Origin of the sequence: Brevundimonas sp. Root1279, from assembly GCF_001425945.1 — a bacterium.
GTDB lineage: Bacteria > Pseudomonadota > Alphaproteobacteria > Caulobacterales > Caulobacteraceae > Brevundimonas.
Genome location: NZ_LMEB01000010.1, coordinates 22,927 through 43,864, shown reverse-complemented (window position 1 = coordinate 43,864; position 20,938 = coordinate 22,927). Strand labels below are relative to the sequence as shown.

22 protein-coding genes and 2 tRNA genes are annotated in these 20,938 nt (G+C 67.8%); 13 read left to right on the top strand and 11 right to left on the bottom strand.

All coding sequences use genetic code 11. From position 1 onward, the window contains the following. Nucleotides 1-20 precede the first annotated feature (20 nt). Nucleotides 21-1,817, bottom strand: coding sequence for a tetratricopeptide repeat protein (locus ASC65_RS15565; protein WP_056455356.1), 1,797 nt, complete (start codon nucleotides 1,815-1,817; stop codon nucleotides 21-23). A gap of 125 nt (nucleotides 1,818-1,942) precedes the next feature. On the opposite strand from ASC65_RS15565, the gene flbT reads away from it, so the two are divergent. The 3 genes from flbT (at nucleotide 1,943) to ASC65_RS15550 (ending at nucleotide 3,718) form a co-directional block, all read left to right on the top strand. After that, nucleotides 1,943-2,365, top strand: a complete 423-nt coding sequence (gene flbT / locus ASC65_RS15560; protein ID WP_056455354.1) for a flagellar biosynthesis repressor FlbT — start codon at nucleotides 1,943-1,945, stop codon at nucleotides 2,363-2,365. Next, complete coding sequence (gene flaF, locus ASC65_RS15555) at nucleotides 2,325-2,690, top strand: flagellar biosynthesis regulator FlaF (RefSeq protein ID WP_056455352.1); 366 nt, start codon at nucleotides 2,325-2,327, stop codon at nucleotides 2,688-2,690. Before flbT ends, flaF begins: the two co-directional genes overlap by 41 nt. Nucleotides 2,691-2,887: 197 nt before the next feature. Continuing rightward, entirely contained in the window at nucleotides 2,888-3,718 is an 831-nt protein-coding gene (locus tag ASC65_RS15550) for a flagellin (RefSeq protein WP_056455350.1), read from the top strand. Between the two features lie 56 nt (nucleotides 3,719-3,774). Here ASC65_RS15550 and ASC65_RS15545 read toward each other — a convergent pair whose 3' ends face one another. Together ASC65_RS15545 and ASC65_RS15540 are read right to left on the bottom strand one after the other, a co-directional pair. Beyond that, a complete protein-coding gene (locus tag ASC65_RS15545; RefSeq protein WP_056455348.1) occupies nucleotides 3,775-4,458 on the bottom strand; it encodes an exopolysaccharide biosynthesis protein in 684 nt (227 codons plus the stop codon). Nucleotides 4,459-4,563: 105 nt separating this feature from the next. Continuing rightward, on the bottom strand, nucleotides 4,564-4,749 hold the full coding sequence (locus tag ASC65_RS15540; RefSeq protein WP_056455346.1) for a DUF3008 family protein: 186 nt from the start codon (nucleotides 4,747-4,749) through the stop codon (nucleotides 4,564-4,566). A gap of 124 nt (nucleotides 4,750-4,873) precedes the next feature. Between ASC65_RS15540 and ASC65_RS15535 the strand changes: the two genes are divergently transcribed. Further along, entirely contained in the window at nucleotides 4,874-5,395 is a 522-nt protein-coding gene (locus ASC65_RS15535) for a DUF3617 domain-containing protein (RefSeq protein ID WP_056455344.1), read from the top strand. Here ASC65_RS15535 and ASC65_RS15530 read toward each other — a convergent pair. The 5 genes from ASC65_RS15530 to lipB all read right to left on the bottom strand — a co-directional run bounded on the left by ASC65_RS15530 (nucleotide 5,384) and on the right by lipB (nucleotide 10,488). Beyond that, on the bottom strand, nucleotides 5,384-6,544 hold the full coding sequence (locus ASC65_RS15530) for an isovaleryl-CoA dehydrogenase (protein WP_056455342.1): 1,161 nt from the start codon (nucleotides 6,542-6,544) through the stop codon (nucleotides 5,384-5,386). The two genes, ASC65_RS15535 and ASC65_RS15530, sit on opposite strands and share 12 nt — an antisense overlap. Before the next feature lie 36 nt (nucleotides 6,545-6,580). Further along, the gene (locus ASC65_RS15525) at nucleotides 6,581-7,996 is read right to left on the bottom strand and encodes a lysozyme (protein WP_162245687.1); all 1,416 of its coding nucleotides are present in this window, start codon (nucleotides 7,994-7,996) and stop codon (nucleotides 6,581-6,583) included. A 78-nt stretch (nucleotides 7,997-8,074) separates the two neighbouring features. Next, entirely contained in the window at nucleotides 8,075-9,487 is a 1,413-nt protein-coding gene (gene mgtE, locus ASC65_RS15520) for a magnesium transporter (protein WP_056455338.1), read from the bottom strand. 122 nt (nucleotides 9,488-9,609) lie between these two features. Next, nucleotides 9,610-9,694 (bottom strand) — tRNA-Leu (locus tag ASC65_RS15515). 74 nt (nucleotides 9,695-9,768) lie between these two features. Further along, a complete protein-coding gene (lipB, locus tag ASC65_RS15510) occupies nucleotides 9,769-10,488 on the bottom strand; it encodes a lipoyl(octanoyl) transferase LipB (protein WP_056455336.1) in 720 nt (239 codons plus the stop codon). Between the two features lie 63 nt (nucleotides 10,489-10,551). Here lipB and ASC65_RS15505 point away from each other — a divergent pair, with 63 nt between their 5' ends. Then, nucleotides 10,552-10,803: a FliM/FliN family flagellar motor switch protein gene (locus tag ASC65_RS15505; protein ID WP_056455334.1), complete on the top strand. Its 252-nt coding sequence runs from the start codon at nucleotides 10,552-10,554 to the stop codon at nucleotides 10,801-10,803. A 97-nt stretch (nucleotides 10,804-10,900) separates the two neighbouring features. On the opposite strand, the gene ASC65_RS15500 is transcribed toward ASC65_RS15505, so the two are convergent. Continuing rightward, nucleotides 10,901-11,470, bottom strand: a complete 570-nt coding sequence (locus ASC65_RS15500; RefSeq protein ID WP_056455332.1) for an OmpA family protein — start codon at nucleotides 11,468-11,470, stop codon at nucleotides 10,901-10,903. A gap of 227 nt (nucleotides 11,471-11,697) precedes the next feature. Here ASC65_RS15500 and ASC65_RS15495 point away from each other — a divergent pair, with 227 nt between their 5' ends. The 3 genes from ASC65_RS15495 to ASC65_RS15485 all read left to right on the top strand — a co-directional run bounded on the left by ASC65_RS15495 (nucleotide 11,698) and on the right by ASC65_RS15485 (nucleotide 14,149). Further along, nucleotides 11,698-12,555: a hypothetical protein gene (locus tag ASC65_RS15495; protein ID WP_056455331.1), complete on the top strand. Its 858-nt coding sequence runs from the start codon at nucleotides 11,698-11,700 to the stop codon at nucleotides 12,553-12,555. 43 nt (nucleotides 12,556-12,598) lie between these two features. After that, nucleotides 12,599-13,174: an NADPH-dependent FMN reductase gene (locus tag ASC65_RS15490; protein WP_056455329.1), complete on the top strand. Its 576-nt coding sequence runs from the start codon at nucleotides 12,599-12,601 to the stop codon at nucleotides 13,172-13,174. A 204-nt stretch (nucleotides 13,175-13,378) separates the two neighbouring features. Next, nucleotides 13,379-14,149 (top strand): bestrophin-like domain, encoded by a 771-nt coding sequence (locus tag ASC65_RS15485; protein ID WP_156459708.1) that lies wholly within the window; start codon nucleotides 13,379-13,381, stop codon nucleotides 14,147-14,149. A 10-nt stretch (nucleotides 14,150-14,159) separates the two neighbouring features. On the opposite strand, the gene ASC65_RS15480 is transcribed toward ASC65_RS15485, so the two are convergent. Then, nucleotides 14,160-16,157 (bottom strand): acetyl-CoA carboxylase biotin carboxylase subunit, encoded by a 1,998-nt coding sequence (locus ASC65_RS15480; protein WP_056455325.1) that lies wholly within the window; start codon nucleotides 16,155-16,157, stop codon nucleotides 14,160-14,162. Nucleotides 16,158-16,296: 139 nt separating this feature from the next. On the opposite strand from ASC65_RS15480, the gene ASC65_RS15475 reads away from it, so the two are divergent. From ASC65_RS15475 to ASC65_RS15465, 3 genes are all read left to right on the top strand, one after another. Next, a complete protein-coding gene (locus tag ASC65_RS15475; RefSeq protein WP_056455323.1) occupies nucleotides 16,297-17,790 on the top strand; it encodes a hypothetical protein in 1,494 nt (497 codons plus the stop codon). Between the two features lie 73 nt (nucleotides 17,791-17,863). Further along, nucleotides 17,864-18,349, top strand: coding sequence for a peptide-methionine (R)-S-oxide reductase MsrB (msrB, locus tag ASC65_RS15470; protein WP_056455321.1), 486 nt, complete (start codon nucleotides 17,864-17,866; stop codon nucleotides 18,347-18,349). A gap of 70 nt (nucleotides 18,350-18,419) precedes the next feature. After that, entirely contained in the window at nucleotides 18,420-18,974 is a 555-nt protein-coding gene (locus ASC65_RS15465; RefSeq protein ID WP_056455319.1) for a hypothetical protein, read from the top strand. A 203-nt stretch (nucleotides 18,975-19,177) separates the two neighbouring features. Here the strand turns inward: ASC65_RS15465 and ASC65_RS15460 are convergent. Then, nucleotides 19,178-19,252, bottom strand: a tRNA-Thr gene (locus ASC65_RS15460). A gap of 101 nt (nucleotides 19,253-19,353) precedes the next feature. On the opposite strand from ASC65_RS15460, the gene ASC65_RS17500 reads away from it, so the two are divergent. Together ASC65_RS17500 and murA are read left to right on the top strand one after the other, a co-directional pair. Next, nucleotides 19,354-19,530 (top strand): hypothetical protein, encoded by a 177-nt coding sequence (locus ASC65_RS17500; protein ID WP_200939857.1) that lies wholly within the window; start codon nucleotides 19,354-19,356, stop codon nucleotides 19,528-19,530. A 101-nt stretch (nucleotides 19,531-19,631) separates the two neighbouring features. Beyond that, on the top strand, nucleotides 19,632-20,921 hold the full coding sequence (murA, locus tag ASC65_RS15455; protein WP_056455317.1) for a UDP-N-acetylglucosamine 1-carboxyvinyltransferase: 1,290 nt from the start codon (nucleotides 19,632-19,634) through the stop codon (nucleotides 20,919-20,921). The last annotated feature ends 17 nt before the right edge of the window (nucleotides 20,922-20,938 follow it).

The following is a 20,938-nucleotide window of genomic DNA, read 5'->3' as shown; positions in this document are numbered from 1 at the left end:
TCCGGTGTTCCCGGAACGGACTAGTCCGCTCGGCCGAGTGCGACCGCTTCGTCCAGCGCTGTCCGGATGCGGGCGATGACGCCCTCCCAGTCGCCGAAGCTGTCGCGGCGGAAGAAGCGGACGTGCGGGTAGAAGGGGTATTTGTCGGTCGCCAGGTAGTGCCAGTCGTCCGGAGCGGTGATCATCCAGGTCGTTCCGCCGACCGCCGCCGCCAGGTTCGTCCCGGCGATGCCTGGTCCGACGACCAGGTCCAGCGCCGCCGACAGGGCCGCCACGTCCTCCAGATCGTCCTTCAGATTGATCGGCGGGGTCCAGATGGTCACCCCGGCCGCCTCGGCCTGGGCCAGGTCTTCGGAAACGTCGCCGCATTGCAGGTTGACCATGAGGGCGCCCGGCGTGGTCAGCACCGGCTTCCAGCGCTCGAAGCTGGAGAAATAGCGAGCCCGCGAGCCGGTCAGCACCAGGCTCTTCCAGTGCAGGCCGACCTTGAGGCCGGGGCCCAGCTTTTCCAGCTCCGCCTTCCAGTAGGCCACCTTTTCCGCGTCGGGCACGAGATAACCGCGGCGCTCGGGGAAGCTCTCGACCGTAGGGCGATAGGCCGCCAGCAGCGAGGCCATCGGGATCCAGGCGTCCATCTTGCCCTCGGTCGCCGACAGCTCCTCGACGAAGGGGACGTAGCGGGTGATCCGGCCCTCCAGCTTGACTGCCTTGTGGCCGCCGACGATGGCGCTCGGATAGGCGCGTTGGAACAGACCCACCAGGCGTGGCTCGACAGCGACGAAGACCTTGCCCTCAGGGCCGGCGGCCTCGATGGCGTCGCCGATGCAGGTCCCGAAGACCATTTCGTCGGCGATGCCCTGTTCGCCGACGACGAGCAGGCGCTTGCCGGCCAGGTCCTCGGTCTTGGGATCCCAACGCGGCGCGTCGACGGCGACGCGCATGGCTTCCGGCAGGTGCGGATCGAGGCGCACCTCATAGGCCTCGAAGCCTTCGGGAATACGGCCCAGCGTCATCAGCAGCATGGCGCGGGCCATGGTCATCATGGCGCGTTCGTAGGGGCTCTCGGCGCCGGGCAGGGCGGCGTCGATGTCCTCCAGGGCGCCCAGGGCGTCACCCAACGGCTGGCGAGCGTTGGCGCGGTTGTAGCGAGCCTTGGCGAAAGTCGGATCGTGGCGCAGCGCCTCCTCGAAGAAGGTCAGGGCCGTCCCCATGTCGCCCTGATCGCTCAGGACCGTGCCGAGCGTGTTCCACAGCACCGGCGATTCCGGTTCGACGCCCAGCAGGGCCCGCAGCGTCTCGATGGCGTCGCCGTAGCGCTTCTGGTCGCGCAGCACGCAGGCGAGGTTGTTGGTCGCCTCGATGTGCCCCGGGTCGGCGGCCAGATATTTGATCAGCAGCTTCTCGGCGATCTCGAGATAGCCCATCTGTTGCGCCAGGCGGCCCAGGTCGTGGGCCACGTCGGTCTCGTTCGGCAGCAGCTTCAGCGCCGCCTCATAGGCCAGCAGGGCCTGGCCGAGTTCGCCCTGTTTTTCGCGGCAGATCGCGAGCACGTGCCAGCCGAGCCCGTTGGTTTCGTCGATCTTCAGCGCGTCCATCGCGCGCCGACCGCCGAGGTCGAAGTCGCCGGCGCGGATGGCCATCAGGGCGGCCTTCAGCTTTTCAAGCGCCTTGCGTTGGCTCTTGACCCCCAGCTTGGGGCTGGCGAGCTGGTGCGACAGCTTGCGGATCGCCTCTGGAGAGGCGGAATCGCCGACGAGACCCTGGGCGGCGGGGGCGACCCCGTGGATTTCTTCAGGCGACAGTTCGACGGCGGACATGAGCGGTTCCGTGTTGATCCGGCGAACATGCCGTCGGGATCACAAGAGATGGTTAACCACGTCTGTTTAGCCTGTGTTGGTCCCCGGCTTCCTAACGTCGCCGGGCGCCTGAGGAGTCGCCCTGAATGCCGTTGAAGCTGTCGCTCAAGCCCGGCGAGAAATTCGTTCTCAACGGCGCTGTCGTCCAGAATGGCGATCGTCGCGGCGTCCTGATCCTTCAGAACAAGGCCAGCGTGCTGCGGGAGAAGGACATCCTCCAGCCGGAGGACGCCAACACCCCTGCCAAGCGCGTCTATTTCCCGGTCATGATGATGTACCTGGACGAGGCCTCCGCGCCCAAGGTGTTCGACGAGTTCGCCCTGCGCCTGACGGAGTTCATGGGGGCGACCCGCAATCCCGAGGTGCTGGCCGATTGCGTCGCCGCGTCTCGTCACGTCATGGCGCGCGAGTACTACAAGGCGCTGATGGCCGCCCGAAAGCTTGTTGATTACGAGGAAGGTCTGGCGAATGTCGCTTCAGGCGTACAAGACCGCAGCCACGCGGGCTGAGACCCCGCGTGAGGCCGAGTATCGGTTGTTCGGGCAGGTGACCCGGGCGCTGGTGCACGCCTCGACCGCGGATGCGTCGGATATCGCCACCCGTATCGACGCGTTGGACTGGAACCGTCGACTCTGGTCGACGCTGGCGACCGACTGCTCGAATCCTGACAACCAGATGGACAAGAACCTGCGGGCATCGATCATCTCGATCAGCCTGTTCGTGGGCCGTCACTCGTCGGCGGTGATGCGCGGCGAAGACGATTTTGAAGCCCTGATCGACATCAACAAGATGATCATGCAGGGCCTCGCCGGCGCCCCGGCGCAAGCTGCCTGATCCGGTAGGCAAAGTCTGACCGCCAGGCGTCAGTCCTTGCCGATCTACCGGCTCCGCTAACCTTATAAGTCATTGAAAACAATAGGGCCTCGTCGATCTCGGCGAGGCCCGTTCCTTGCGTAGCCCCTTCCGAACCTAGAACCGGTTCTACGGCCAGAAGGCCGTTCACAACCGACCAGAATGGAAGGAACTACCCGATGGTTATGTCGGTCAACACCAACGTGGGCGCTCAAGTTGCGCTCCAGAACCTGAACGCGACCAACGCCCAGCTGGCGGTCACGCAGAACCGGATCAACACCGGCAAGTCTGTGGCGACCGCAAAGGACAACGGGGCCATCTGGGCTATCGCCCAGGGCCAACGTGCCGACATCGGGGCGCTGAGCGCGGTGAAGCAATCGCTCGATCGCGGCGTCGCCGCGGTGGATGTGGCTCTGGCGGCGGGCGAGACGGTCTCTGACCTCTTGCTCCAGATGAAGGAGAAGGCTCTCGCGGCGACTGATGCGTCGCTCAAGACCGCGGCCCGCGCCGCCCTGAACGAGGACTTCAAGGCCCTTCGTGACCAGATCGCTTCGGTGACCGGCAACGCTGACTTCAACGGGATCAACCTGCTGAAGACCGGCGCCACCGGCTTCACGGCTCTGGCCAACGCGGCGGGCACCGCGACCCTTACGGTTAGCGGCGAAGTGCTGGCGCTGGGCGGGGCGAACGTCTCGGTTGCGACGACGCAATCGATCGACACCCTGACCAAGGCGACGGCGTCCCTGACGGCCGTTTCCAACTCCATCGACAAGGTCTCGGGCGCCCTGGCGCGTCTGGGCACCAAGTCGAAGGCGCTCACCACCCACCTGACGTTCGTCGGCAAGCTGTCGGACGCTCTGGAAGCCGGCGTGGGCAATCTGGTCGATGCCGATCTGGCGAAGGAAAGCGCCAAGCTCCAGGCTCTGCAGACGAAGCAGCAGCTCGGGGTCCAGGCGCTGGGCATCGCCAACCAGACGCCGCAGCTGATCATGTCGCTGTTCCGCGGCTGATTCTATTCAGGCTCTCGCAGGCGCCGGAGGGGGAGACCTCTCCGGCGTCTCGCGTTTCAGCCCCCGAACAGGCCGGTCAGCCAAGCCCAGGCCTGGGGCAGCAGGCCCTGCACCCATTCGAGCACCGGCAGGACGTAGGGCGACACCTGGGTCCAGGCCAGCCAGACCACCAGGCCGGCCACGCCGATAAGGGCGACGGCGCACCACGCCAGCAGAATCGCCAGGCCGTCTCGCTGCATCAGGCCGAAGCCGAAGGTTGCGATGATCAGGGCAGGGATCAAGTTTCCGCCCCAGATCGGCAGAATCAGGATGAAGGCCAGCATCATGGTCACGAGGCCGATGAGGACTTCGGACAGCTCGCTGGTCATCGCCTCAAGGCGCGGCCGGGACATGCGCTCCATCCGGCGCAGGCGCGGGATCACCTTCTCGACGCCCGTCCGGTAGGCCTCGCGGTCGATCCAGCGCTTCAGCGCCCAGCGAGGCAGCCACAGCTGGTCCTGGCGGATCACCAGCTGGAACCCCATCACCAGCAAGGGCAGGCCCAGGAGGGTGGTCGTTCCGGGAATGATGCCGATGGCGATATTCAGTACGCCGAAGAACAGCATCAGCGCGCCGAAGCCGCGCTCGCCGAAGGCGTTGACCAACTCGCCCAGATACAGGCGCGGGTCGGCCTTGTGTCCGATGTCTTCGATCACCTGTGAGAACGACCGCGTGTCGCTCTGGTAGTCGTAGTCGGGCATGGGCGCCTGCAGGACTCGAGCGACGGGGCTTGTTGATCTAGGCACGGCTACGCTCCCGCGCCACTTAACAAAAGTCCATGGTCGCAAACCGCCGTGTAGCGGCGCTCAATGCCGCACGTGCTCGGCTTTGCCCTTGCGTTTGGTGTGGGCGAACTCCTCCAGCTGCTTCTCGGTCATCGACTCGACCATGTGCTTCGAGGCGCCCTTCAGTTCGGACTTCGGGGTGTCGCCGCGCTTGGCGGACAGGGCGGCGCCGGCGGCCTTCTGCTGGGCTGCGGACTTTGCGGGCATGACGGGTCTCCTTCCGAGCGCCAGCAACCAACGCCCCGCGGGGAGGTTCCCCGCACGGCCCAAGGAACGGCGGTTCGTCAAAACCGTTCGCGAGGTGGGCGAGGGGCTCACAGAGGGGACTTCCATGCGAACCAAGATCGTTCTGGCCGCCCTGGCCGTTCTGTTGCTGCCCGCCTGCGGTCAGGGGGGAGACGCCGAGAAGAAGGACGCCGCCGGCCCCGCCGCCGAACCGGCGCCGACCGCCGAGCCGACGCCAACTGCCGCCGCCGCGGCGATCGAAGGGCCCCGGCCCGGCCTCTGGCGGGTCACGACCCGATTTGCCGGCCTGCCGGAAGGGGCCCAGGCGCCGGTCACGGAGACCTGCGTGACGGGCGGGAGCCAAGATCTGGAGTTGCCCGGGATGCGAGGCATGGATTGCACCCAGGAACCGTTCCGTCGCGAAGGGGGCGCCATCGTCGGTCGATCGGTCTGCACCACGGGCGAGCGGCGGATGGAGGCGGACTTCCGGCTCACCGGCGACCTCTCGAAGCGCTACACCATGGAGATCCGCTCGACGGCGACGCCGGCGCCGACGCCCGAGTCGGGCTCGATGACGATGACGATGACCGCCGAGCGTCTCGGGGATTGCCCGGCCTCAGCCCAGTAGTTCGCGGCCGATCAGGAAGCGGCGGATCTCGTTGGTGCCGGCGCCGATGTCGTAGAGCTTGGCGTCGCGCACCAGCCGCTCGACCGGCCATTCCTTGGTGTAGCCGGCGCCGCCGAGGGCCTGAACGGCCTCAAGGCTGACCTTCACCGCGTTTTCAGAGGCCAACAGGATCGCGCCGGCCGCGTCGTAGCGGGTGGTCTTGCCCTGGTCGCAGGCGCGAGCCACGGCGTAGACGTAGGCGCGGGCCGAGTTGAGGGCGACGTACATGTCGGCGACCTTGGCCTGCATCAATTGGAAGCTGCCGATCGCCTTGCCGAACTGCTTGCGCTCGCGGACGTAGGGCAGGACCACGTCGAGCGCCGCCTGCATGATGCCCAGCGGGCCCGCCGACAGCACGGCGCGCTCATAGTCCAGGCCGCTCATCAGCACGCCGGCGCCGCCGCCGACCGGGCCCATGACGTTCTCTTCCGGGACTTCGCAATCCTCGAACACCAGTTCGGCGGTGTCGGAGCCGCGCATGCCCATCTTGTCCAGCTTCTTGGAGACGCTGAAGCCCTTCATGCCGCGCTCGATCAGGAAGGCGGTGACGCCGCCGTTGCCTTCGCCGGTGCGGGCGTAGACCACCAGGGTGTCGGCCGAGGGGGCGTTGGTGATCCAGAATTTGGTGCCGTTCAGGACGTAGCGATCGCCCTTTTTCACCGCCTGGGTGCGCATGGACATGACGTCCGAGCCCGAACCGGCCTCGGACATGGCCAGGGAGCCGACGTGCTCGCCCGAGATCAGCTTGGGCAGGTAACGGTTCTTCTGCTCAGCTGTGCCCCAGCGGCGGATCTGGTTGACGCAGAGGTTGGAGTGGGCGCCATAGCTCAGGCCGATAGAGGCCGAGGCGCGCGACACCTCCTCCATGGCCACCACATGCTCGAGGTAGCCGAGGCCGAGGCCGCCGAACTCTTCCTCGACGGTGATGCCGTGCAGGCCAAGCTCGCCCATTTCGGGCCACAGCTCTCGGCGGAACTGGTTCTTCTCGTCGATCTCGGCGGCCAAGGGGGCCAGGCGGTCCGCGGCCCAGCGGGCGGTGGTGTCACGGATCGCGTCAGCGGTCTCGCCGAGGCCGAATTCCATCGATTGGGGGGCGTTGGGAATGCTCATGGCAGGGGGGTAGCACCGCCCGCGCCCCGGGCAAAGTCACTGGGCTTTGCCCCACCGCACATAGAGGTTCCACGACGACACGCCGACGCAGATGGCGCCGATCAGGGCCAGGACCCAGGCGATGAGGGTCGTCTCGCCCATCGGCGACGGCTGCTCGACCGACAGGCGGAAGGCCCCGGCGGAGAAGGCGCACGACGCCAGGCCCAGGCCGCCCATGATCATGTAGGCGCCGGTTTCGCCCCAGTCGAAACGGCGCGGTTCGGTCGGCTCGATTTCGTGGCGAAGCACCGACAGCGCCGGCTCGTCCTCGAACAGGACCGTGTCTTGCGCCTGTGCGCCGCTGCGGTCCGTTTCGCCCCAGATCGGCCGGATGACCTCATGGAAGTCGGCCTCGGTCGCAGGCGTCAGCACCAACGGTTCGTCCATCGGCGGGAAGGGTGACGGGCCGGGAGCAGGCGGCACCAGAGGCGCGACAGGCGCGACGGGTGCGACCGGCGCGACGGGCGCGACCGGTGCGGGCGCAGCCAGCACGACCGGCGGAAACGCCGCCGGAACCGCGATGCCGATGGGAAGGGGGGAGGGGAAGGCCGCCGGAGCAGGGGCGGGCGCCGGCTCGGGAGTGGGGGCGGCCGCCAGTTCAGGTTCGCTCACAGGCTCTGCGGCCGCCGGCGCCGGTTCGGCGGACTTCTTCGGCATGGCGGATGGGAAGCCCGGCAGGGGGCCGATCAGCGCCGCCGCGTAGGGCGAGTAGCGCTGGAACTGCATGGCTGCGGCGGACGGCGGAGGGACCGGCTGCGGCTCGGACGCGGGCGGAGCGGGCGTCTCTTCGACGACCATCGGCTCGGCTGCGGGGTTCTCGGCCTGCGTCTCGCCCAGCAGGGTGGCCACGGCCGCGGCGCGCGCGTCCCCGGGCGGGCTGAACACCGGCTGGATCACGGAGGCTTCGACCTCGGCGGGCGAAGGAAGCGGCGCGGCCAGCAGTTCGGCCAGGTGCACCGGCGAGCCAGGATCGGCGATGAAAAGGGCGCGTTCGGCTGCGCGGCGGCGCAGCGGGGCGTCGGGGGGCGTCGCCTCGGGCCAGCCGACCAGGGCTTCGGCCGCCTCGTGGGCCAGACCCTCGTTCAGGCGGTGCAGGACGTCAGAGGTCACGAAGCGTTCGACGCCGATCGAGATGGCGAAACTGGCCAGGGCGTCGAACTGGTGCTGGTTCAGCTCGGCCGAGATCTGCTCGTTCAGGGCCTTCACGACCGGCAGCAGGTCGTACTGCAGCAGCAGTTCAGCGTCCTGTTCGCCGACCGTCAGGCCCTCGCGGGCTGACCGCTTATGGCCGTAGCCGATCACCCAGCGACCATCGTCGCCGCGAATCGCCCGAGGGCGGAATCCCTCGAAGCTCTTGATCAGAATGACCCCCTCGCGGGAGACTTTCAGCGTTGGCTTGGTCGCTTCGGACACGGACTGACCCAAATCGATACGGGCGCGCTCGCCCGATGGGAGAGCCAGCAAGGCCCGCACCAACCGGGCGTCCCGTTCCTAGAGCAGGACGATCGTGGCCAGACCGAGGAAGATGAGGAAGCCGAAGAAGTCCGTGGTCGCAGTCACGAACACGGCCGACGACACGGCCGGGTCGAATTTGAACTTCGAGAGAGTCAGCGGGGTGAGCACCCCGATAGAGGCGGCCACGAGCAGGTTCAGCACCATGGAGGCGGCGATGACCAGGCCGATGCGCCAGTCCTCGTCGCGGAACCACAGAGCGGTGGCGATTCCGATCAACGGAGCCAGAACCAGGCCGTTGGCCAGGCCGACAGCCAGTTCACGCCAGAAGGTGCGCGGGGCGTTGGAGCTGTTCAGCTCGCGCGTGGCCAGGGCGCGCACGGTCACGGTCAGAGCCTGGGTGCCGGCGTTGCCGCCGATGGCCGAAACGATCGGCATCAGCACGGCCAGGGCGACGATCGCCTGGATGGTCGGTTCGAACCAGCCGATGACGCTGGCGCCCAGGGTGGCGGTGGCCAGGTTGATCGCCAGCCAGGGCACGCGGCCGCGGACGATCTCGGGCACAGACGAACCACGGTCCTCATCCGCGACGCCGGCGAGGCGCAGGATGTCCTCGCGGTTCTCTTCCTGGATGATGTTGACGATATCGTCGACGGTGATCTGGCCCACCAGGCGGCCGGCGGAATCGACCACCGGCGCTGAGATCAGGTGGTATTTTTCGAAGATGTAGGCGACCTCTTCCTGGTCCTGGTCGACGGCGATCTCGTTCACCGGGTCCATGATCTCGGTCAGGGCCGTGGCGCGCGGCGCGCGCAGCAGGCGGCTGATGGCCACGCCGCCGACCGGCTTGTTGATCGGGTCGACGACATAGATGTCGAAGAACAGCTCGGGCAGATCTTCGCCCTGCTTGCGGATGTGGTCGATGGTGTCGCCGACGTTCCAGAACTGCGGCGCGGCCATCACCTCGCGCTGCATCATGCGGCCGGCGGAATCCTCGGCGTAGCCCAGCGAGCTTTCGATCGCGGCGCGATCGACCTCGGGCATGGCCGCGAGCACCTTTTCCCGCTGGCCCTTTTCAAGGTCCTCGACCACGGCGGCGGCGTCGTCGGAGTCGAGCTCCTGCAGCGCCTCGGCCAGGGTCAGGTGTGGGACGCGCTCCAGCACCTCTTCGCGGATGCCGTCGTCCAGTTCGGGCAGGGTCTCGGCCAGCAGGTCCGGCGGCAGCCAGACAGTGACCACGGCGCGATGCTCGGCCGTCAGGAAGCCCATCAGGTCGGCCACGTCGGCCGGGTGCAGGTCTTCCAGCAGGGAGCGCAGGCGCAGGCCGTCGCCGTCGTCGGCGGCGTCGACCACCTTCTCCACGAATGCGGGCGTCAGGACGTAGTCCTCGTCCAGCGCGATGTGTTCGATGTCGTCTTCAGGCGGCAGGGGGGCGGTTGCGGTGTTGCTCACGCTCGGCCTCCCTCAATCTGTCAGATCAGCTGTAAGCCGATGATTCGCCCTTGGAAACGATAGCCGTTCCCGTCTGAAGTGACTGCCTGTCCCTTGGTAGGGGGACACACGGCAAATATCGATGGTGCGGTCGAGAAGACTCGAACTTCCACGGGTTGCCCCACAGCGACCTCAACGCTGCGCGTCTACCAATTCCGCCACGACCGCTCGCATCGGAGCGGGGCTGATAGCGGAGGTCGGAAAGAAAGGGAAGGGGAAAGAACCCGACTTTTCCCTGAGGTTCAGGCGAGCGGCGGACGGCCGGTCTCAACGGCTCCGAAAATCCGTCGGAAGCTGGTGCGAAGCGCCTCGTCCGCCTCGTCCATCGTCGCCGGCACGCCCAGGTCGACCAGGCTGGTCACGCCGTGTTCGGCGATGCCGCACGGGACGATGCCGCCGAAATGGTTCAGGTCCGGCTCAACGTTCAGGCTGATGCCGTGGAAGCTGACCCATTTGCGGACCTTCACGCCGATGGCGGCGATCTTGTCCTCGCGGCTCCAGCCGGGGCCCTTTCGTTCGACCCAGACGCCGACGCGCCCCTCGCGCACATCGGCCGGGACGCCGAATTCGCCGAGGGCGCCGATGATCCACTGTTCGAGACCGCGGACGAAGGCCCGCACGTCCTTGCCGCGCCGGTTCAGGTCCAGCATCACATAGGCCACTCGCTGGCCGGGCCCGTGATAGGTGAACTGGCCGCCGCGACCGGTCCGGTGGACCGGGAAGCGACCCGCATCCAGCAGGTCCTCGTCCTTCGACGACACACCGGCCGTGTAGAGCGCCGGATGCTCCAGCAGCCAGACCAGTTCCGGGGCGTCGCCGGCTGCGATGGCCGCGGCGCGGGCCTCCATCGCCTCCACGGCAAGCGGGTAGTCGACGTAGCCGGTCGACACGGCCCACTCGACGGGGCGTCCTTCCGCAGGAATCAGCTTGGAGGCGGTCTCGCTTAAGGACTGGGAAAGCATGATGGACCCAATGTGGGGACTGGAAGCGCCATGCAAGTCCAGACAGCCCCGACAGAGCCCCCCTTGTCACAGATCGATGCCGTCGAAGTCGAGATTTCGGTCGTCCTGGGACGCTCGGTGCTGCCGATGAGCCAGCTGCTGCGCATGGGCCGCGGCGCGGTCATTCCGCTGGACGCCTCGGAGTCCGACGAGGTCTGGATCCTGGCCAACAATCACCCGGTGGCGCGCGGCGAGATCGAGATCCGCGAGGATCGCATCGCCATCACCGTCACGCGCCCCGCGGACGTTTACGACTTCATGGCCGGCGCGGCCTGATCCCGGCGACGCGTCGCACGACGGCCGCTGACTTAGTTTTTGCACTCGACCTGCGACAAGCGCGGCCGTCCCGGAGCCTCCGGGACGGCCGTTTTCGTCAGTTCAGGACGATGATGGAGACCCGACGGTTCTGCGATCGGCCTTCCGGGGTGTCGTTCGACGCAACCGGCGCCTCTTCACCGTAGGAGATCGTCGCCATTCGGTTCAGCGCGACGCCGTCACGGCTGAGGAAGCGCCGCACGGATTCGGCCCGGGCCGCGCCGAGGCGATCGTTGTGGCCTGCATCGCCGACGGAGTCGGTGTGGCCCTGGATTTCCAGGAAGACGTTGCGGTTCTCGGCCTTCAGCCGCTGCGCCAGCTCCGCCAGACGGGACTCGGCTTCCGGCGACAGCGCATTCACGTCGGTCGGGAATTTCACGGAGTCGTCCGAAAGCACGACCTCATAGAGGAATTTGCCTTCGGCGAGCTTGTGGGCCGCGTTGGCGCGGTCCAACGCCTGACCAGCGGTGCCTTCGACCTGGGTGACGCGCGCGTCGACCTGGCTGACTCGGGAATCCACCAGCATGGTTTGATCGCGCACATATTGCTCGGTAGCGCAGCCGCTGACGGCAAGGCCGAGGGCGGCGGCTCCGAGGAGGGTGGCGCTCCTGAGTGTCGTTCTGGTCAAGTTCCATTCTCCTAGTTGCCGACGGTGCGAACGCCGGTATTCGCGCACCGTACATTGGTGCCGATGCAGGAACGGCGAACTGGTTCCTCGGTTGCGTGAGAAATCGACAGCTCGGCGATTAGTTGCAGCCAAGCTTGCTGTAACATTGTTTTCGCGTGCCACGATCCTGACGTTTGATGATGATCTTCAACGTCTGTCGGCGTATTTCGTCGCGAGTCGGGATTTCAATGATCGATCAGAACGATGTTACCGGGCGTGAGCCGGGACGTTCACGCAAACGTCTGGCGCGGCATCCCTACATCGTCGCCGCAGCGGTCAGCGCGGGCGTGCATGTCGTCGTTCTGGGCGCCCTGACGATCGATAGCGCGCCCGCGCCGGTGGTGGCGCCTGTCGAGCCTGCGCCCGTCATCGTCAGCCTGCATCGTCTCACCCCGCCGCCGCCGCCGCCCCCGCCCGAACCCGAGGCGGCGCCTGAGCCTTCCCCTGACCCCGGGCCGGCGCCGAAGGAGGCTTCGGCTCCCGCCGTCCGCGAACCGGCCCGCGCCGCCACCCGGCCCCGCCCGCCGCGGACCCCGCCACCGCCGGCGGTCGCGACCCTGCCGATCCCGGCGGTAGCTGTTCCAGCGCGCTTCCCGACGCTCGGCGAAGCCCAGCTGGCGGGTGCCCTGACCGCCGGCGCGGGCGCCGGCGGCTCTGCCGGTTCCGGAGGATCGGGCGCCGGGGGAGCGGGCAGCGGTTCGGGCGCCGGCGGCCCTTGCGACATGGTCAAACGCATCCAGGAGGCTCTGCGCTCTGATCCGGAGGTCCGGTCCGCCATCACCCAGGCCCATCGGACCGAGGGCTCCGGACGGGCCCTCCTGGTCTGGAACGGCGACTGGATCCAGAACCCGGGACAGGCGGGCAAGGGGCTGGCAGGCGTGCGTCAGGCGATCGGGCTGGAGGTGGCGTTCGCCCCGGCGGCCTGTCGGTCGCAGGCGGTGCGCGGCTTTGCTGTGATCACCCTGGCCGACACCCCGGGGGCGCCGCGGGTCGCTCTCGGCACAGCCGCCTGGCGGTGGTCGGACCTGACCGGCGGGCGACGCTGACGCCGGGACCGAAACTGATCGCAGCGTCGGGCGTTGCGGCCCCATGCCCGCACATCGCATCGCCATCGTCGTCGGCAGTCTCCGCAAGGACAGCCTGAACCGCAGGGTCGCCAAGTCGATCTGCCGCCTCGCCGGCGATCGCCTGGACTGCACCATCGTCGAGATCGGCGACCTGCCGCTGTTCAATCAGGATCTGGAGGCGACGCCGCCGGCGGAATGGACCCGTTTCCGGGAGGCGATCGCGGCCGCAGACGGCGTGCTGTTCGTCACGCCGGAATACAATCGCGGCGTGCCCGGCGTCCTGAAGAACGCCATCGATGTCGGCTCGCGACCGTACGGGCAGAGCGTCTTCTACAAGAAGCCCGCCGCGATCGTCAGCGCCTCACCGGGCATGATTGGCGGGTTCGGCGCCAACCATCAGGTGCGCCAGGCCTGCGTCTTCCTCGACATGCCTGTGATGCAGCAGCCTGAGGCCTATCTGGGTCAGGTCTCGGACGACAGCTTCGGCGAAGACGGCTGCCTCAAGGAAGGTCCGCTCAAGGACCTGGTCGGCAAGCTGGCCGATGCTTTCCATGACTGGGTCGACGTCATAGTCCGCGCGAGGGCGGCGCTGGCTTAGGTCGCATCCCAAGGCGCGAGAAGGCCCGGTGCTCAGGGTTGCACCGGATGGGAGACGCCCGGGCGGACTGGCAAGCTGAACGCCTCGATCCTTTCCAGTTGGCGAGGCGGCGATGCGATCCCAGTCGGCCCGGGCGGCGACCGTCTGATGCCCCCGTTATTCTGGGCCCTTCCGCTTTGGGCGATCTTTCTGATCGTCACAGCGGTGCTGCTGATCGGGCACGAGGCGGGCGTCCAGATTCGCCGCCGCACGACCCGGTCGGTCGACGCTGACGCCGACGGGGTCGAAGCGGTCGGCGGCAGCTACCTCACCGCCAGCCTCAGCCTGTTAGCCCTGCTGGTCGCGTTCAGCTTCAGCATGGGAGTCGAGCGATACAACAGCCGGTCGGCGCTGGTGCGCGAGGAGGCCAATCTGATCAGCACCGCCTGGCGGCGGTTGGACGCCCTTCCGACGGCTGACAAGGCCGTGCTGGTCGATGATTTCGCCGCCTATGTCGAAACCCGCTGGGCCTTCTCACAAGCCAGTTCGCCGGCAGAGCTCCATGACGCCGAAAAGCGCAGCGACGAACTCGGGGAGGCGGTCTGGTCCGCGGCGGCTCGCGAGGCCGACGCGACGGATTTCGCTCTGCGCACCTATCTCGATGCGCTCAACGCCATGTTCAATATTGCGGCGGCGCGACGGGCAGCCATCGAGGCGGTGATTCCGCGCACCATCCTGCTGGCGCTGCTGCTTTATGCGGTAATCGCCGTGACTTTCATGGGCTACAGCCACCCAATCAAGCGTCGGTATTTCGTGGCGTCATCGATCCAGTTCATTCTGCTGGCGCTGGCCTTCGCCCTGATCATCGACCTGGATCGACCGAGGACTGGCCTGGTCGAGGTGAGTCAGGAACCTCTGCACCGAGTGGTGGAGGCGGTGCGTAGGGGCGCTGAGAGGCGGCCGCCCAGCGGCGCCCCTGCCCGAACGGGCGCCTGACGGCCGCCGCTCAGGCGAACTCGACCAGCACGTCGTCCGCCGCCACAGGGTCGCCGGCCTTGGCCGAGACGGCCTTCACCACCCCGTCGCGCTCAGCCTTGAGGATGTTCTGCATCTTCATGGCTTCGATGATGGCGACGGTTTCGCCCGACTTGACCTCCTGGCCGGCGGCCACCGGGATGGCGACGACAAGGCCCGGCATCGGAGACAGCACCAGTTTGGAAGTGTCCGCGGCGACCTTCTCGGGCAGGCGGGCGTAGAGCTCGGCACGGCGCGGGGTCAGGACGCGGACCCGGGCCTTGGCGGCGCGGTGGCGAATGATGAAGCCGTCGGCGACGCGCTTGACCTCGGCGGTGAACGCCTCGCCGTCCAGCTCAGCCTGGAACTGGGCCAGGCCCGGTCGCCAGTCGATCTCCGACAAGCGCAGGTGACCGCCGCCGGTCAGGCCCAGCAGCAGGGCCTCGTCGGCGTCGTAGGACAGGGTGACGCCGTGCGGGTCCCCCGATCCCTTGCCCTGCTCGATCAGCACGACCCAGTCGGTGCGGTCCGACGGATCGCCGTCCTGTTCCGAGATGATCTCGTTCATCGCGGTGGCGGCGGCGATCAGGATGTGAGTCTGGCGGAGGTCCGGCTTTAGGCCGTGGAAGCCGTCCGGGAACTCATCCTTGATATAGCTGGTCGAGAGTTCGCCCGAGCGGAAGCGCGGCTGGTCCATCACCGCCGCCAGGAAGGGCACGTTGTGCCCCAGGCCGGCCAGGTGGGTGTCTTCCAGCGCGCGGGCCATGCCGTCGATGGCCTCTTCGCGGGTCGGAGCCCAGGCGCACAGCTTGGCGATCATGGGGTCGTAGAACATGCTGATCTCGTCGCCCTCGCGGACGCCGGAGTCATTGCGCACGACATAGCCGTCCTCGTGCTCGCCCTCTTCGGGCTGCTCGTAGCGGACCAGGCGGCCGATCGATGGCAGGAAGCCGCGATAAGGGTCTTCGGCGTAGATGCGGCTCTCGATGGCCCAGCCGTTGATCGACAGGTCCGTCTGCTCGAAGGCCAGCTTGTCGCCCCAGGCCGAGCGGATCATCTGCTCGACCAGGTCGACGCCGGTGATCAGTTCGGTGACCGGATGCTCCACCTGCAGGCGGGTGTTCATCTCCAGGAAGTAGAAGCTCTTGTCCTGGCCGGCGACGAACTCGACGGTGCCGGCCGAGTCATAGCTCACGGCCTTGGCCAGGGCGACGGCCTGGGCGCCCATGGCGGCGCGGGTGGCGTCGTCGAGCAGCGGGGAGGGGGCCTCCTCGATGACCTTCTGGTTGCGGCGCTGGATCGAGCATTCGCGCTCGAACAGATGGACGACGTTGCCGTGCTTGTCGCCCAGCACCTGGATCTCGATGTGGCGCGGGTCGATGATGAATTTCTCGAGGAAGACCCGGTCGTCGCCGAAGGCGTTCAGCGCCTCGGCCTTCACCGCGGCGAAGCCCTCGGCCATGTCGTCGTCGGAGTGGGCGACGCGGATGCCTTTGCCGCCGCCGCCGGCGGAGGCCTTGATCATCACCGGATAGCCGATCTCGCGCGCGATCTTCACCGCTTCCTCGGTCGACTCGATCAGCCCCATGTGGCCTGGGACGGTCGAGACTCCGGCCGCCGCCGCGAACTTCTTGGAGGTGATCTTGTCGCCCATGGCGTCGATCGCCTCGGGGTTCGGGCCGATGAAGGCGATGCCCTCTTCCTTGAGACGCCGGGCGAAGCCCGCGTTCTCGGACAGGAAGCCAAAGCCGGGATGCACAGCTTCGGCGCCGGTCTGCTTCACCGCCTCGACGATCTTGTCGGCCAGCAGATAGCTCTGCGCCGCCGGGGCGGGGCCGATCAGGACCGACTCGTCGGCCATCTCGACGGCCAGCGAACCGGCGTCGGCCTCCGAGTAGACCTGCACCGTCTGGATGCCCATGCGGCGGCAGGTCTTGATGATGCGGACGGCGATCTCGCCGCGGTTGGCGATCAGGATCTTCTTGAACATGCGCCCCGATTAGGCCGCGATCTTTGCGGAGTAAACCGGATGGGGGCGTTCTACTGAACGGGGATACGGGCTTGGCAAGGCTTGTCCGCTGGAGTTTAACGCTGACCACTCCCTGTTCATCGGCCCGGAGCCAGCCTTGATGTCCCGTATCCTCCCCGTCGCCGCGACTGCGGCGCTGACGCTGGCGCTGAGCGCCGGCTCCGTTCTCGCCCAGGATTGGCGGGCGTTGGCGCGCCAGGATCTCCAGGCCGCTCACGACGAATTGGCCGCCAACCATCCGGCTCCCGCCATTTCGGGCGCGGCCAGCCAGTCGTTCCAGGGCTGGCTCGACTCGGGCCTACAGGACGCCCTGTCCAAGTCCGGCCAGGCCAACAGCGGCTCGAGCCACGCCTATCTGCTGCGTTATTACGCCGCTGGCTTCCGGGATTCGAACATCGTCGCCCGCCCCAGCTACGACACGCCGTCGAGCCGCTTCTTCGCCATTAACTGGCCGGGCGTCGCCACCGGCTGGCGCGACGGCAAATACGTCGTGACCTACGTCCAGCAGGGCCTGCGCAACGCGCCGCAAATCGGCGACGTGGTGGTCAGCTGCAATGACATCCCGATCGACGAGTTCGCCCGTGGCAAGCTGGACCGTTGGGAAGGCGACCTGAACACCGAAGCCGGCCGGGTCACCACCGCGCCCTACCTCCTGTGGAACCGCAACAACCCGTACGCGGCCGGCGTGCCGTCGCTGTGCGAATTCCAGCGTGGCCGCCGCACCCGTGAGGTCGAGCTCAAGCCGCAGGCGGTGGATCCCGCCGCTCTGGAAGCCGCGTACCGCGCTACGGTCTACACCCCCGGCGCCACCCAGCTTTCGATCGAGACGGTCAACGGCCGTCCGTGGATCAACGTCCACTCCTTCGCCGACGACGCCGGCTGGGAAGCCTTCAACACCGCCCTGGAAGGCCAGGTCGAAGCGATCCGGGGCCCGCAGGGCTTTGTCCTTGACCTGCGTGGCGGCAGCGGCGCCTCGAACCTTGGTTCGGCCGCTCGCGGCTACAGCGTGCTGAACCGCATCTGGACGCCGGGCTTCGCCCAGAGCCGCCAGCCGAGCGGCGGCGAGCTGACCTACCGCGTCACGCCCGCGAACCGGCAGTGGTATTCCGACGTCCTCGGCCGGATGAAGCAGGACGCCCGCTTCGTCTATGAAGCCCCGGGCGTGATCGCCCAGACCGAGGCGATCGTGGCCGCCTTCGACGCCGCCGCCGCCGCCGGCCAGACCACCTTCACCAGCCCGCTGGCCCCGTCGACCGCCGACGCGTCGGCCGGCAACCCGGTGCAGGGCCCGGTCGTCGTTCTGGTCGACGCCAGCTGCTCGGGCGGTTGCCTCGACACCGTCGACCTGCTGACCCGTCTGCCGAACGTCCGTATCGCCGGCGCCACCACGGCCGCCGACTCGATCTTCATCGAGCAGACCACGATGCGCCTGCCTTCGACTTACGCCGACCTGGCCTACGGTCATAAGGCGTGGACCTCGCGCGAGCGCGGCAACAATCAGCCGTTCACGCCGGGCCAAGGCCTCGTCTACACGGGCAACCCGGTCGACGAGAACGCGGTGCGCGCCTGGGTCGCCACCCTGTTCGGCGGCTGATCCCGCCACAGCGCTGCAAGGCTTGGGGCCGGACGGGGTGGAACCTCCGTCCGGCCCTTCCTATTTCGGGCCCATGACCGATCCTGCCCCGACCCTTCGCTCCGCCTCCGGCTTCGACCTGACGCCCCCCGACGATCGTGAGCGCGAGGCCCTCGAGGCGGACCTTTCCCCGGAAGAAAAGCGGGTCCTGCTCGCTCACGGCACCGAGGCGCCCTTCTGCGGTGTCTTGCTGGGCGAGAAGCGAGCCGGGGTGTTCTGCTGCCGGGAGTGCGGCCTGCCGCTGTTCCGCGCCGGAACCAAGTTCGAAAGCGGCACGGGCTGGCCCAGCTTCACCCAGCCCGTGGATGAGGCGCATGTTACGGCCATCACCGACCGCTCCTACGGCATGGTCCGGACCGAGACCCAGTGCGCCCGCTGCGGCAGCCACCAGGGGCACGTCTTTCCCGACGGGCCGCCGCCGACCGGCCTGCGCTATTGCATCAACTCCGTCGCCCTGACCTTCGTCCCCGAAGGCGAGGCCCTTCCGGACCCTCTCGGCCGCGGCGACGGGACGGCTTGAGGCGACGCGCGAGATTTCGATCACGGTCCCGCCGCATTTGCCGTTAGGCTAAGCGCGACTGGAGGCGATCATGCTGCTGACGACGCTGATGATGACCTTGGCCCTGACCGGAGCGCCGGCCAGCGACCAGGACGGCGTCGTGGCTACCGCGCGGGAGACCCCCGTGGTCCTGGACGCTCATGCCGTTCACCCTGTGGCTCCGCCGGTCGGCGCCGCCGCCCAGGCCGCGGCGCCTCACGGATTGACGACCGACCAGCAGATCGAGCGTTGGCTATCGGACCGGGATCCGACGGCCGAACCGTTCAGCGAAGCTTACGTGGATGATCGCAAGGTCCACGGCATGGTCGATGTCGGCGTCGGCACCGACGGCTTCCGCAGCTACGGCGTGGCGGTGACCATGCCGATCGGCGAAAGCGGTCGCCTGGATCTCAGCTTCCGCCAGGTCGAGAACGGCTATCCCTACGATTACGGCTACGGTTACGGCGGCTACGGCTACGGTTATGGCGGTCCGGCGTATGCCGCGCCCGGCTACAAAGCCTACGCTCCGGCTGACTACGAACCGAGCGCCGGTCGGCCGGAGGCGCTACCGGGCTTCCGCCGTCCTTCGCCTCGCCTGGTCGACTAGATCCGTCCGGGGAACCTCCCGGGCTCTTCACAGATTTTCCAACTGCTGCCGGCCGAGATCGGGGGCTCGGTCCGCCGAGCGCCTTTTGGGGCCGGCGCTCGCCCCGTCGCCGGCTCGGCCGCGCGGCGGGGCTCCTTTGTCGATTCGCGACCTGATGCGCAAAGCAAAAGGCCCGATCCGTGAGGATCGGGCCTTCGCTGTAGTGGTGCCGCCGGGCAGGATTGAACTGCCGACCTCAGCCTTACCAAGGATGCGCTCTACCACTGAGCTACGGCGGCGGAAACTGAGGAAGCGGCCGTATAGCGAAGGGCATGCGTCGGGGGCAAGCCCCGAATGTGCGCGCTTGCGGAAAAGTTTTTTGGCGCGCCATCATCGGCTCATGGACGACTCGGAAGCGATCACGCCCCAGCCGGATTCCGGCAGCCCGAATACGGCGACGCCTGCGCGGTCCGCCGCGACTGAGCGGGCCCAGCGCCTGGCCTCGGCCCTGCGCGACAACCTCAAGCGCCGCAAGGCCGCCAGCCGCATCGCCCGGCCCGTCAAACCGAGCAACTGAATGTCATCGGTCGCGACTCTCTCGCGGCCTTTCGCAACAGCGGCGGTCCGGGCTAGATAGCCGACCCCCCCGACGCCGCCCAGCGGCTGATAGAAAGCGACATGGACAGCATCGCCATCCAAGGCGGCGCCAAGCTGAACGGAATCATTCCCGTCAGCGGCGCCAAGAATTCCGCCCTCAAGCTGATGGCCGCGTCGATTCTGACGGATCAGCCGTTGCTGCTGACCAACATGCCGCGCCTGGCGGACACCAAATTCCTCGGCAAGCTGCTGGAGGCGCTCGGCGTCGCGGTCACCGAGCGTGACGGCGCCGACGGTCAGGAGACCCTGTTCCACGCCGCAGAGATCACCTCGACCTTCGCCCCCTACGACCTGGTCCGCCAGATGCGGGCTTCGTTCAACGTCCTGGGCCCGCTGCTGGCCCGCACCGGCGAGGCCAAGGTTTCGCTTCCGGGCGGCTGCACCATCGGCGCGCGCCCGGTCGATCTTCATCTGCAGGCGCTGACCGCGCTTGGGGCCGAGATCGAGCTGGACGAGGGCTATGTCACCGCCCGCGCCCCGAACGGCCTCAAGGGCGCCGAGATCGAGTTCCCGTTCGTCTCGGTCGGCGCCACCGAGCACGCCCTGCTGGCCGCCGTGCTGGCCGAGGGCGTCACCGTGCTGCGCAGGGCGGCCCGCGAGCCCGAGATCGGCGACCTGGCCCGCTGCCTGACCGCCATGGGCGCCAAGATCGAGGGCGTCGACACCGACGTCCTGACCATCACCGGCGTGAAGTCGCTGGGCGGCGCGACCTGGTCGGTGATTCCCGACCGCATCGAGATGGGCTCCTACGCCGTGGCCGCGGCCATGGCCGGCGGCGAGGTCCGGCTGACCAAGGGCCGGGCCGAGCTGATCCAGGCCCTGACCGATAAGATGGTCGAGGCCGGCGTCGAGGTGATCCCGACCGAAGACGGCGTGATCATCAAGCGCGACCCGGCCAAGCGTCTTAAGGCCGTCAACGTCGCCACCGAGGTCTATCCGGGCTTCGCCACCGACCTGCAGGCCCAGTTCATGGCCCTGATGACCACGGCCGACGGCGACAGCGTCATCCACGAGAACATCTTCGAGAACCGCTTCATGCATGCGCCGGAGCTGGCGCGCCTCGGGGCCGATATCCACGTCCAGGCCGGCGAGGCGACCGTGAAGGGCGTCGAGGTCCTGCACGGGGCCCAGGTGATGGCGACCGACCTGCGGGCGTCGGTCAGCCTCGTCATCGCCGGACTTGTCGCCGAGGGTGAGACGACCGTGGGCCGGGTGTATCATCTGGATCGCGGGTTCGAGCGTCTCGAAGAGAAGCTCAGCGCCTGTGGCGCGAAGATTCGCCGTATCAAGGGCGAGGGTGATGAACACTGAGCCGACCGCCGCTGACG

Coding starts and splice junctions, on each gene's coding strand:
- ASC65_RS15495 (WP_056455331.1), top strand. CDS start 11,698: ATGATCGATCAGAACGATGTTACCGGGCGTGAGCCGGGACGTTCACGC.
- ASC65_RS17500 (WP_200939857.1), top strand. CDS start 19,354: ATGGACGACTCGGAAGCGATCACGCCCCAGCCGGATTCCGGCAGCCCG.
- ASC65_RS15540 (WP_056455346.1), bottom strand. CDS start 4,749: ATGCCCGCAAAGTCCGCAGCCCAGCAGAAGGCCGCCGGCGCCGCCCTG.
- flbT (WP_056455354.1), top strand. CDS start 1,943: ATGCCGTTGAAGCTGTCGCTCAAGCCCGGCGAGAAATTCGTTCTCAAC.
- ASC65_RS15490 (WP_056455329.1), top strand. CDS start 12,599: ATGCCCGCACATCGCATCGCCATCGTCGTCGGCAGTCTCCGCAAGGAC.
- ASC65_RS15465 (WP_056455319.1), top strand. CDS start 18,420: ATGCTGCTGACGACGCTGATGATGACCTTGGCCCTGACCGGAGCGCCG.
- msrB (WP_056455321.1), top strand. CDS start 17,864: ATGACCGATCCTGCCCCGACCCTTCGCTCCGCCTCCGGCTTCGACCTG.
- murA (WP_056455317.1), top strand. CDS start 19,632: ATGGACAGCATCGCCATCCAAGGCGGCGCCAAGCTGAACGGAATCATT.
- flaF (WP_056455352.1), top strand. CDS start 2,325: ATGTCGCTTCAGGCGTACAAGACCGCAGCCACGCGGGCTGAGACCCCG.
- ASC65_RS15565 (WP_056455356.1), bottom strand. CDS start 1,817: ATGTCCGCCGTCGAACTGTCGCCTGAAGAAATCCACGGGGTCGCCCCC.
- ASC65_RS15550 (WP_056455350.1), top strand. CDS start 2,888: ATGGTTATGTCGGTCAACACCAACGTGGGCGCTCAAGTTGCGCTCCAG.
- ASC65_RS15535 (WP_056455344.1), top strand. CDS start 4,874: ATGCGAACCAAGATCGTTCTGGCCGCCCTGGCCGTTCTGTTGCTGCCC.
- ASC65_RS15545 (WP_056455348.1), bottom strand. CDS start 4,458: ATGCCCGACTACGACTACCAGAGCGACACGCGGTCGTTCTCACAGGTG.
- ASC65_RS15475 (WP_056455323.1), top strand. CDS start 16,297: ATGTCCCGTATCCTCCCCGTCGCCGCGACTGCGGCGCTGACGCTGGCG.
- ASC65_RS15480 (WP_056455325.1), bottom strand. CDS start 16,157: ATGTTCAAGAAGATCCTGATCGCCAACCGCGGCGAGATCGCCGTCCGC.
- lipB (WP_056455336.1), bottom strand. CDS start 10,488: ATGCTTTCCCAGTCCTTAAGCGAGACCGCCTCCAAGCTGATTCCTGCG.
- ASC65_RS15530 (WP_056455342.1), bottom strand. CDS start 6,544: ATGAGCATTCCCAACGCCCCCCAATCGATGGAATTCGGCCTCGGCGAG.